This window comes from Pseudomonas corrugata, assembly GCF_001269905.1.
Lineage (GTDB): Bacteria > Pseudomonadota > Gammaproteobacteria > Pseudomonadales > Pseudomonadaceae > Aquipseudomonas > Aquipseudomonas corrugata.
The window spans coordinates 974-13,818 of record NZ_LHVK01000018.1 but is presented as its reverse complement, the minus strand read 5'-3'; the positions used below and the strand labels follow the sequence as shown (position 1 = coordinate 13,818).

1 protein-coding gene (cut by a window edge) is annotated in these 12,845 nt (G+C 62.8%); it reads right to left on the bottom strand.

Annotation, left to right across the window (positions count from 1 at the left end; genetic code table 11):
- Window positions 1-12,845, bottom strand: the 5' portion of a protein-coding gene (locus tag AD665_RS21875) for a non-ribosomal peptide synthase/polyketide synthase (protein WP_053193693.1). 9,883 nt of this gene lie to the left of the window's left edge; only the first 12,845 of its 22,728 coding nucleotides appear in the window; its start codon is at window positions 12,843-12,845; the stop codon falls past the left edge of the window.

Here is a 12,845-nt window from a genome sequence, read left to right as displayed (position 1 = left end):
AAATGATCATGACGACCGATGCGCTCGACGTTGAGCAGGTCTTGCCATAGCTGTGCCAACGTGGCTTCGACTTCGCCTTGCGGGGCCTCATAGGCCCGTGTGGCGAGTGAGTCAAGATCCGGCGCCGGCAGTGCGCGACGATCCAATTTGCCGTTGGCGGTCAGCGGCCATGCGTCGAGGCGCATGTAGGCCACCGGCACCATGTACTCCGGCAGTAGCCCTTGCAGATGGGCGCGCAACGCCTCGATGTCCACGTCCTGCGCTTGAGTGAAGTAAGCCACCAAGCGTTTCTCACCCGGCACGTCTTCGCGGGCCAGGACCACGCAGTCCCTCACAGCATCATGTTGTGCGAGTCGGGCTTCGATCTCGCCCAGTTCGATGCGGAAGCCACGGATCTTCACCTGGTCGTCGTTGCGACCCAGGTAATCCACGGCGCCGTCGGCACGCCAGCGCGCCAGGTCGCCAGTGCGGTAGAGCAAGGCCGCCGGATCGGCGCTGAACGGATCGGCAACGAATTTCTCGGCGGTCAGTTCCGGACGGTTCAGGTAGCCTTTCGCTACGCCATCGCCACCGATGTACAACTCACCCGCCACACCCACCGGCACCGGCTGCTGGTTCGCATCCAGCACGTAGACGCGGGTGTTGCTGATAGGTCGACCGATAGGGATACCGCCCTCGCCCACGTTCTTGATTTCATAAGTGGTGGTAAACGTCGTGGCTTCGGTCGGGCCATAGCCGTTGAGCAGATGTTGCGGTGCGCCATCTTTGAGCACGCGCGCGATTACCGCCGGATCCAACACATCGCCACCCACGATCAGGTAACGCAGTTGCTTGAACACCGGTAGCAGGCCGTCGGCGTACTGGTGGAACAGCCCGGCGGTCATCCACAACACGCTGACCGATTGCTCGGTCAACAGCACCGCGAACCGCTCCCGGGACAGCAACACATCCTGCTCGACCACCACCACGCAGCCGCCGTTGAGCAACGGCGCCCACACATCGAGAGTACTGGCATCGAAGGCCGGGTTCGAGGCGAACGCAACCCGGTCCTGCTCGTTGAAGTCGGCATAACCGTTATTGATCACCAAGCGGTTGATCGCCCGATGCGGCACCAGCACGCCCTTCGGCATCCCGGTGGAACCGGAGGTGTACATGATGTACGCAACCGACTCGGCATCCTGGGTCAGGTCCAGGTCATCGGCAGACTCGTCCAGCTCGACGGTATCCAGGTCCACCCGTTGCACACCTTCAGGCACAACCAGCGTGCTCAGGGTCAACACCAGCTGTGCGCCACTGTCCTGGACCATGAATTGCTGGCGCTCGACCGGTGCGTTGATATCCAGCGGCACGTAGACGGCAGCACATTTGAGCACGGCCAATTGACTGACCAGCAGGTCGCTCGAACGTGCCAAGCCAATAGCCACGCTGTCGCCCAATTGAGTACCCAGACCGATCAGATGACGGGCCAGGCGGTTGGCTCTGGCATTGAGGTCGCGGTAAGTCAGGCGTTGCTCGTCATGGACCACGGCAACGGCATCGGGATGCGCCTGCACCTGTGCTTCGAACAAGTCATTGACGGTCCGCTGCTGCGGATAACGACGGCAAGTGGCGTTGAACCCCATCAACACTTGCCGGCGCTCGGCTTGCGGCAGTACCTCCAGACTGTGCAGGCGTGTCGTGGGGTTGAACTCCAGGGCCTTGGCCAGGCTGTGCAGCGCGGTTTCCATGTAGGCACAGATCCGCTGCGCGCCCACGCCGTGGCTGGCCAGGACGGTCAAGGCGAAGTCGTCACCCAGGTCATCCACCGACAGGGTCAGCGGATAGTTGGTGCGTGCTTCGCCGCCCAGGGTTTCGACGTCCTGCCAGGCCGCCAGGGTGTCCCGTCCATTGGCTTGTTCGCTGGAGTTACGGTAATTGAGCAAGGCACTGAACAGCGGCGTCGGCGCCGCCACCGCGCTGCAACGCTGGGCCAGTGCCAATGGGGCATGCTCATGCCCCAACAGGGCGGTCAGTCGACCATGTACTTCCTTGACGCCGGCCTTGACGTTCTGCTCATCGACATTGACGCGAAGCGGCAGGGTGTTGATGAACATGCCCAATGCACGATCGGCCCCTTCGCCGCCCTGCATCCGGCCCATCAGCACCGTGCCGAATACCACGTCGTTCCTGCCCGAGACCCGGCCCAGCACCTGCGCCCAGGCCAAGTGGTGCAGGCTCGCCGCGCCCACGCCCGACTGGCGGGCCAGACGCCGCAGGCGACGGCTCAGGTCGCTGTCGAGCAGCTGTGTCGCCGTCTCGATATCGTCACCGTCGCCCTGTACATCGTGCAGGCCAAACGGCAGCGTCGGCTCATCCACATCGCCGAGCATGTCGCTGAAGAAGCCTTCATGTTCTTCACGACTCACCCCCAGGCGGGCCTGAGCCACATAGTTGCGGTACGGCGCGGGGGTGTCCAACTGGTCAGCCTGACCCTGCAGATACGCCAGCATTTCGCGCTGCACCACTTTCATCGCCGCATGATCGAGGGCGATGTGATGGAACAGCAGCATCGCGATCCAGCGCTGGTTGGGCTGATCTTCCGCGAACGCCAGGCGCATCAGCGGGGCCTGGGTCAGGTCAAGGGCATAGTGCCGGGCATTGAAACGACTGTGCAGTTGTTCGCTGACGGCACCGGCCTGTGGATCCGCAACGAACGCCTCCAGCCCCAGACGCGCCTCGCGCCAGACCACTTGCTGAGGTTCATCGAGGCCCTCCCAGACGATGGCCGTGCGCAGGATGTCGTGGCGATCGATCACCACTTGCAGGGCCTGGACGAACTCGTCCAGACGCTCGCAGCTGTCGAAGGCGAACTGCGACTGCAACACGTAGGGGTCGCCCTGTTCGGCGGCCAGATGGTGATAGAGGATGCCTTCCTGCAACGGCGCCAGCGGGTAGATGTCCTGTATGTTGCCCATGCCACCCGGCACTTTCGACGCGATATGGTCGATGGCGTCCTGATCCAGGCGACTCAGCGTCAGCATGTCGGGCGTGATGCGCGTGCAATCGAGCGGGATGCCGTTGGCCGGCACCTGGATTTCGTTACCGCTACCCACCGCTGCCGCCAGCGCCATCAAGGTCGGCTGGCCAAACAGCACCCGCACGTCGGCACTCAGGCCGGCCTGGCGCATCCGCTCGATCAGGCTGACCGCCAGCAACGAATGGCCACCGAGTTCGAAGAAGTGATCGTGACGGCCGACACGCTCGACCTTGAGCAGGTCCTGCCAGATCTGCGCCAAGGTGGTTTCGATTTCGCCTTGGGGGGCTTCGTAGCCACGGGTGGTCAGTGCATCGTGTTCCGGGGCCGGCAAGGCCTTGCGGTCGAGTTTGCCGTTGGGGGTCAGGGGCAGTGCGTCGAGGTGTACGTAGGCCACCGGGACCATGTAGGCCGGCAACTGCGCTTGCAGGTGGCTGCGCAGGGTTTCGATGTCCGCTGTTTCGTTCGCCGGCGTGAAATAGGCCACCAGGCGCTTGTCACCCGGTACGTCCTCGCGGGCCAGCACCACCGCTTCTTTCACAGCGTCATGTTGGGCAAGCTTGGCTTCGATCTCGCCCAGTTCGATGCGGAAGCCACGGATCTTCACTTGGTCGTCGTTACGGCCCAGGTATTCGATGTTGCCGTCCGGCAGGTAGCGGCCCAGGTCGCCGGTCTTGTACATCCGGGCGTTGAGCGTGGCGCTGAACGGATCCTTGAGGAAGCGCTCAGCGGTCAGGTCATCACGATTGAGATAACCACGGGCGACACCGGCACCACCGATGTAGATTTCCCCCGGTACGCCCAGCGGTACAGGCTGCTTGTGTTCATCCAGCAAGTAGAACTGGGTGTTCGCGACCGGCTTGCCGATGTGGGCGGCAAAGCCGTCCTCGCGGGCCATCGAGACCCAACTGGAATAGGTCGTGGTTTCCGAAGGACCGTAGAGGTTGCACAGGCGTTTGACCGAGGTCTGCTCGAACAGCGCTTCCACCAGACTGCGCTTGAGGGCTTCACCGGCCACGTTCACCGTGTCCACGCCCTCGCCCAACCCACCCGATTCCAGCAACGCCTTGAGCGCCGACGGCACGGTGTTGATCAGGGTGATGTCATGCTCGCCGTGTTGCAGTTCCAGCACATTAGTGACCACTTCGATGCTGCCGCCGCTAGTCAGCGGTGCGAAGCATTCATAGACCGCCAGGTCGAAGTTCAGCGAGGTCGAGAACAGCGTCTTCGACAAGGTTTGCGCATCGAACGAACGATGGGCCCAGGTCAGGAAATTCACCGTGTTGCGGTGTTCGATCATCACGCCTTTCGGCAAACCGGTCGAGCCGGAGGTGTAGATCACGTAGGCCAGATGCGACGAAGTCAGTTCTGGCACCTGCGGATTCGAGACGGACTCGTCCTGCCAGAGTCCACTACCCAGATCAATCACCGGCATCGTTGCATCAGCCAACAACCCAAGGGTTGCCGCCTGGGCCAGCACCACAGCCGGCGCACTGTCTTCCAGCATGTAGGCAATCCGATCCGCCGGATACGCCGGATCCAGCGGTACATAACCCCCGCCCGCCTTGAGAATCGCCAGCAACCCGACCACCATGTCGGTACCGCGTTCGACGCAGATCGCCACCCGCGAATCCGGCCGCACACCCTGCCCACGCAGGTAATGCGCCAGTCGGTTGGCCCGCTCGTTCAACTCGGCATAGCTCAGGCGTTGCCCACCATGCAGCACCGCCAGCACCTCCGGCGTGCGCTGCACCTGCTCCTCGAACAACCCATGAATGGTCTGCTCCAGCGGATACTCGGCGTCGGTGGCGTTGAATGCCACCAGCAACTGCTCACGTTCCGCCTCCGGCAGAATCGGCAGATCGGCCAGCGACGAGTCAGGCGTACACTCCAGCGCCTGGGCCAGACTCGCCAGCGCAGCCTCCATATAGGCGCAGATCCGCTGCGCGCCGATCCCGCTCACCACTTGGACGGTGAGGCTGAAATCTTCGCCCAGATCGTCCACCGAGAGCATCAGCGGATAGTTGGTCCGCTCTTCGCCGCTGAGCACCTCAATACCGCTCCAGGCAGACGGAGCCTGGTTCGCGTCGGTGTGGCGATAGTTGAGCAAGGCGCTGAACAGCGGCGTCGGCGCCTCCACACCACTGCAACGCTGGGCCAGCGCCAATGAGGCATGCTCATGCCCCAGCAACGCGGTCAATCGACCATGGGTCGCCTTCACACCTGCACGGGCAGACATCTGCCCCAGGTTCACCCGCAGCGGCAAGGTATTGATGAACATCCCCAGCGCCCGGTCGGCGCCTTCGCCGCCCTGCATCCGACCCATCAACACGGTGCCGAAGACCACATCGTCGCGGCCCGACACACGGCCCAGCACCTGCGCCCAGGCCAGATGGACCAGGCTCGCGACACTCACGCCGAGCCGGCGGGCCTGAATCTTCAAGTCCTGGCTCAGGCTGCCGGCGAGCGCCAACGAAGCTTCCTCGATGCCCTGTCCCGCGCCCTGCACATCGTGCAGGCCAAACGGCAGCGTCGGTTCGTCTACCCCACCGAGCATGTCGCGGAAGAAGCGCTCGTGCTCCTGTTGGCTGACACCCAGGCGAGCCTGGGCCACATAGTTGCGATAAGGCATCGCCGCCGCCAACTGCCCGGCCTGCCCGAGCAAGTGCGCCTGCATCTCATGGCGCACCACTTCCAGTGCGGTGTGATCGAGCGCCATGTGATGAAACAACAGGGTCGCTACCCAACGCTGGTGGGTTGCATCCTGAGCAAAGCGGATGCACATCAACGGCGCCTGGCAGATATCCAAGCGGTGGCGCCGCGCATCGAAGCGTGCTTGCAACTGACCGGCGATGTCACCGTCCTCATCCCGCAGCAATACCTGCTCGACGCCGAGCGACGCGTTGCGCCAGACCACTTGCACCGGCTCGTCCAAGCCCTCCCAGGCCATGGCCGTGCGCAGGATGTCGTGGCGATCGATCACGCCTTGCAAGGCCTGGGTGAAATCGTCCAGGCGTTCGCGGCTGTCGAAGGCGAACTGCGCTTGCAGCACGTAAGGGTCACCCTGTTCGGCCGCCAGGTGGTGATAGAGGATGCCCTCCTGCAACGGCGCCAACGGATAGATGTCCTGCACATTGGCCGCACCGCCCGGTACCGTCGCGACGATACGGTCAATGGCATCCTGGTCCAGCGATACCAGTGGCAGCATGGCCGGGGTGATGTGTTCGCAATCCGCAGGAATCAGGTTTGCCGGAACTGTCACTTCACTGCTACCGCCGATGGCCGACGCCAGCGCAGCCAGGGTCGATTGATTGAACAGGATACGCACATCGGCACTCAGGCCGGTCTGGCGCATCCGTTCGATCAGGCTGACGGCCAGCAGGGAGTGGCCACCGAGTTCGAAGAAGTGATCGTGACGACCGACGCGCTCGACCTTGAGCAGGTCCTGCCAGATCTGCGCCAGGATGGTTTCAACTTCGCCTTGGGGGGCTTCGTAGCCACGGGTGATCAGTGCATCGTGTTCCGGCGCCGGCAAGGCCTTGCGGTCGAGCTTGCCGTTGGGGGTCAGGGGCAGTGCATCAAGCTGCACGTAGGCCACCGGGACCATATAGGCCGGCAATTGCGCTTGCAGATGGCTGCGCAGGATCTCAATGTCCACCGCTTCGGATTGAGTGAAATAAGCCACCAGGCGCTTGTCGCCCGGCACGTCTTCACGGGCCAGCACCACCGCTTCTTTCACAGCGTCATGTTGGGCAAGCTTGGTTTCGATCTCGCCCAGTTCGATGCGGAAACCCCGGATCTTCACCTGGTCGTCGTTACGGCCCAGGTATTCGATGTTGCCGTCCGGGAGATAACGGCCGAGGTCGCCGGTTTTGTACATCCGGGCATTGGGTGAACAGCTGAAGGGATCGCTGAGGAAACGCTCGGCGGTCAGGTCATCACGATTGAGATAACCACGGGCGACACCGGCACCGCCGATATAGATTTCCCCTGGAACACCCAGCGGCACCGGCTGCTTATGCTCATCCAGCAAGTAGAACTGGGTATTGGCAACCGGCTTGCCGATATGCGCGGCAAACCCGTCTTCACGGGCCATCGACACCCAACTCGAATAAGTCGTGGTTTCCGAAGGCCCATAGAGGTTGCACAGGCGCTTGACGGAAGTCTGTTCGAACAGCGCTTCCACCAGACTGCGCTTGAGCGCTTCGCCGGCCACGTTGACTGTATCGACGCCGTCGCTCAAACCGCCGGATTCCAGCAGCGCCTTGAGCGCCGACGGTACGGTGTTGATCAAGGTGATGTCGTGTTCACCGTTTTGCAGTTCCAGCACATTAGTGACGACCTCGATGCTGCCGCCGCTAGTCAACGGTGCAAAGCACTCGTAAACCGCGAGATCGAAGTTCAGCGAGGTCGAGAACAGGGTTTTCGACAGGGTTTGCGCATCGAACGACCGATGGGCCCAAGTCAGGAAGTTCACCGTGTTGCGGTGTTCGATCATCACCCCTTTCGGCAAGCCGGTGGAACCGGAGGTGTAGATCACGTAGGCCAGATGCGCCGAGGTCAGCCCAGGTACCTGCGGATTCGAGACGGACTCGTCCTGCCACAGCCCGCTACCGAGGTCGATCACCGGCATCGCTGCATCGGCCAGCAACCCAACCGTTGCCGCCTGAGCCAGCACCACCGCCGGCGCACTGTCCACCAGCATGTAGGCAATCCGATCCGCCGGATAGGCCGGATCCAGTGGCACGTAACCGCCACCGGCCTTGAGAATCGCCAGCAAGCCCACGACCATGTCGAGACCACGCTCGACGCAGATCGCCACCCGCGAATCCGGCCGCACGCCCTGCTTGCGCAGGTAATGCGCCAACCGGTTGGCCCGTTCGTTCAGCTCGCGATAGCTCAGGCGCTGCTCGCCATGCAGCACCGCCAGCGCATCCGGCGTGCGCTGCACCTGTTCCTCGAACAACCCATGAATGGTCTGATCCAGTGGATACTCGGCGTCGGTGGCGTTGAACGCCACCAGCAGTTGCTCACGTTCCGCTGCGGGCAGAATCGGCAAGCGATACAACGCCGCCTGGGGCGTCTGTTCCAGCGCCTCCACGAGTTTTTCCAAGACCGCATGCATGTAGCCGCAGACCCGCTGCGCGTCAACCTGCGCCGCTCCCTGCACCGTCAAGCGCAAACCGTTACCCAGGTCGTCGACGTTCAATGTCAGTGGATAGTTGGTACGCTCTTCGCCATCCAGGGCATGGATACCCTGCCAAGCGTCCGTCGCCTGCGCCGACACCTCGCCCATGGCGCTGTGTCGATAGTTGAGCAAGGCGCTGAACAGCGGCAACGGCGCCGCCACGCCGCTGCAACGCTGAGCCAGGGCCAGGGAGGCATGCTCGTGGCCCAACAGCGAAGTCAACCGGGCATGGGTGGCCTTGACGCCCGCACGCACGCCCTGGTGCCCCACCTGAACGCGCAATGGCAAGGTGTTGATAAACATCCCCAGGGCGCGATCAGTCTCGGCACCGCCCTGCATTCGCCCCATCAGCACAGTGCCGAATACCACATCCTGCTTGCCGGATACCTTGCCCAGCACCTGTGCCCAGGCCAGGTGCACCAGGCTGGCGACGCTTACCCCCAACTGACGGGCCTGGGCCCGCAAACGCAAGTCCAGGGAAGCCTCCACCGATTGCCGGGCCTCTTCGATATCATGGCCACTGCCCTGCACATCCTGCAGGCCGAACGGCAATGTCGGTTCGTCGATATCGCCGAGCATCTCGCGGAAAAACACCTCATGTTCTTCCCGGCTCATGCCCAGGCGCGCCTGGGCCACGTAATTGCGATAGGGCACTGCATCAGCCAGTTGCCCGACGTTGCCCATCAGATGCGCCTGCATTTCATGCTGCACCACTTCCAGCGCCGTGTGGTCAAGCACCATGTGATGGAACAACAACGTCGCAACCAATCGATGATTGGCGGCATCCTGTCCATAGGCCAGGCGCATCAGCGGTGCCTGGCTGACATCCAGGCGATGGTGTCGCGGGTCGAAGCGCTGCTGCAATTGTGCCACGGCATCACCGGCGGCCGGATCGAGGTCGACCGCTTCAACGTGCAGCTTCGCCTCGCGCCAGACCACTTGCACCGGCGACTCCAAGCCTTCCCAGGCCACGCTGGTGCGCAGGATGTCGTGACGATCGATCACCCCCTGCAACGCCTCGACGAACGCATCGAGCCGTTCGCGGTGGTCGAACGCGAACTGCGACTGCAAGACATACAGATCGCCCTGTTCGGCCGAAAGATGATGGAAGAAGATGCCTTCCTGCAGCGGCGCCAGCGGATAGATATCCTGCACATTGGCCGCGCCACCCGGCACCGTGTCCACGATGCGGTCGATGGTTTGCTGGTCCAGCTCCACCAGGGGCAGCATCGACGGCGTGATCCGCGTGCAGCCCGGCAGGATGCCGTTGTCCGGTACCTGGATTTCGCTACCGCTACCCACCGCTGCCGCCAGCGCCATCAAGGTCGGCTGGCCGAACAGCACGCGCACGTCGGCGCTCAAACCGACCTGGCGCATCCGCCCGATCAGGCTGACGGCCAGCAGCGAGTGGCCGCCGAGTTCAAAGAAGTGGTCGTGACGACCGACGCGCTCGACCTTGAGCAGATCCTGCCAGATCTGCGCCAGGGTGGTTTCAACTTCACCTCGGGGGGCTTCGTAGCCGCGGGTGATGACCGAATCCAGGTCTGGGGCCGGCAGGGCCTTGCGGTCGAGTTTGCCGTTGGGGGTCAACGGCATGGCATCAAGACAAACGTAGGCCACCGGGACCATGTATTCCGGCAATTGCCCTTGCAGGTGGCTGCGCAGGGTCTCGATGTCCACCGCTTCTGACTGGGTGAAATAGGCGACCAGACGCTTATCGCCTGGTACGTCTTCGCGGGCCAGTACCACCGTTTCTTTTACCGATTTATGCCGGGCAAAGCGGGCTTCGATCTCGCCCAGTTCGATGCGGAAACCGCGGATCTTCACTTGATCGTCGTTGCGGCCCAGGTATTCGATATTGCCGTCCGGCAGGTAGCGGCCGAGGTCGCCGGTCTTGTACATCCGGGCGTTTACGGCACTGCTGAACGGATCCTTGAGGAAACGTTCAGCCGTCAGGTCATCACGATTGAGATAACCCCGAGCTACACCGGCACCACCGATGTAAATCTCTCCCGGTACACCCAGCGGCACCGGTTGTTTATGTTCATCCAGCAAGTAGAACTGGGTGTTGGCGACCGGTTTGCCAATATGCGCGGCAAACCCATCTTCGCGAGCCATCGATACCCAGCTGGAGTACGTCGTGGTTTCCGAAGGACCGTAGAGGTTGCACAGACGCTTGACTGAAGTCTGTTCGAAGAGCGTTTCCACCAGACTGCGCTTGAGCGCTTCGCCGGCCACGTTGACCGTGTCCACGCCCTCGCCCAGCCCACCGGACTCCAACAGCGCCTTGAGCGCCGACGGCACGGTGTTGATCAGGGTGATGTCGTGCTCGCCGTGTTGCAGTTCCAGCACATTAGTGACCACCTCGATACTGCCGCCGCTAGTCAACGGCGCAAAGCATTCGTACACGGCCAGGTCGAAGTTCAGCGACGTCGAGAACAGGGTCTTGGACAGCGTTTTCGCATCGAACGAGCGATGGGCCCAAGTCAGGAAATTCACTGTGTTGCGGTGTTCGATCATCACGCCTTTCGGCAAACCGGTCGAACCCGAGGTGTAGATCACGTAGGCCAGATGGGACGAGGTCAGCTCGGCAACCTGCGGATTCGAGACGGATTCGTCCTGCCAGAGCCCGCTACCGAGATCGATCACTGGCATCGTTGCATCGGCCAGCAACCCAAGGGTCACCGTCTGGGCCAGGACCACCGCCGGAGCACTGTCCGCCAGCATGTAGGCAATCCGATCCGCCGGATAGGCCGGATCCAGTGGCACGTAACCGCCACCGGCCTTGAGAATCGCCAGCAAGCCCACGACCATGTCGATACCACGCTCGACGCAGATCGCCACCCGAGAATCCGGCCGCACGCCCTGCTTGCGCAGGTAATGCGCCAACCGGTTGGCCCGTTCGTTCAGCTCGCGATAGCTCAGGCGCTGCTCGCCATGCAGCACCGCCAGCGCATCCGGCGTGCGCTGCACCTGTTCCTCGAACAATCCGTGAACGGTCTGTTCCAGCGGGTACTCGCCGTCAGTGGCGTTGAACGCCACCAGCAGTTGCTCGCGCTCCGCTTCCGGCAGAATCGGCAAATCGGCCAGCGATGATTCAGGCGCACACTCCAGCGCCTGGGCCAAAGTCGCCAGCGCCGTTTCCATATAGGCACAGATCCGCGGCGCGTCGATCCCGCTCGCCGCCTGGACGGTGAGGCTGAAGCTTTCGCCCAGATCGTCCACCGAAAGCATCAGCGGGTAGTTGGTTCGCTCTTCGCCACCAAGCACCTGGATACCGTTCCAGGCAGACACCGCATCGGTCGAAGTCGCCGTACCGGTGTGGCGGTAGTTGAGCAAGGCACTGAACAACGGCGCGGGTGCAACCACACCACTGCAACGCTGCGCCAAAGCCAGGGAGGCGTGCTCGTGGCCGAGCAATGCGGTCAACCGTGCATGGGTGGACTTGACCCCGGCGCGTACGTCCTGCCCACCAATGCTCACCCGCAGCGGCAAGGTATTGATGAACATACCCAAGGCGCGGGCGGCACCCTCGCCGCCCTGCATCCGGCCCATCAGCACGGTACCGAACACCACATCGTCCCGGCCCGACACACGGCCCAGCACCTGCGCCCAGGCCAAGTGGACCAGACTCGCGGCACTCACGCCGAGCTGCCGCGCCTGGGCCCTCAAGCCCAGGCTCAAGCTGTTGGCGAGTGTCAGCGTGGCTTCCTCAATGCCCGATCCTGCGCCCTGCACCTCTTGCAGGCCGAATGGCAGTGTCGGTTCATCGACATCACCCAGCATCTCGCGGAAAAAACCCTCGTGGGCTTCAGCGCTCACACCCAGGCGCACCTGTGCCACGTAGTTGCGAAAAGGTACCGGCTCAGGCAATGCATCGGCCCGACCGAGGAGGAATGCCTGCATCTCGTGCTGCACCAACTCCAGGGCTGCATGGTCCAGCGCCATGTGATGGAACAACAGAATCGCCACCCAGCGGTTGTTAGCCCGATCCTCAGCACAGACCAGGCGCATCAACGGCGCCCGGCCCACGTCCAGACGGTGATGTCGGGTATCGAAACGCTGATGCAGTTGCCACTCGATATCGCCCTCGGCCGGATCGAGCACCAGTTCCTCCAGCGCCAGAGTGGCCTGGCGCCAGACCACCTGCATCGGTTCCTCCAGCCCCTCCCAAACCACCGCGGTGCGCAAGATGTCGTGGCGATTGATCACGCCTTGCAAGGCCTGGAGAAAATCATCCAGGCGAGCCCGCTGGTCTGCCCCGAACAAGGTCTGCAGCACATAGGGATCGCCGTGCTCTGCGGCAAGGTGATGGTAGAAAATGCCTTCCTGCAACGGCGCCAGCGGGTAGATGTCCTGGACATTGCCAGCGCCACCGGGCACGCCGTCGACGATCCGGTCGATCTGCTCCTGAGTCAGGCTCGCCAACGGCAACATGTCCGGTGTGATACGGAACGCCGGGCTCAACCAGTCGCCACCGTTTCTCTCCACCAGGGCGAGCAGTTCGTGCTTATGGACGGCCAGACTGTCCCATACCGCGCTCTCCAGCCCTTCGTCATCGCCCTCGATCACAAGGTTTTCGCCATCCTGCTGGAGACGAATCGGGTGCTTGGAAAGCGCTGCCATCAGTTCGCTGAATTGCAT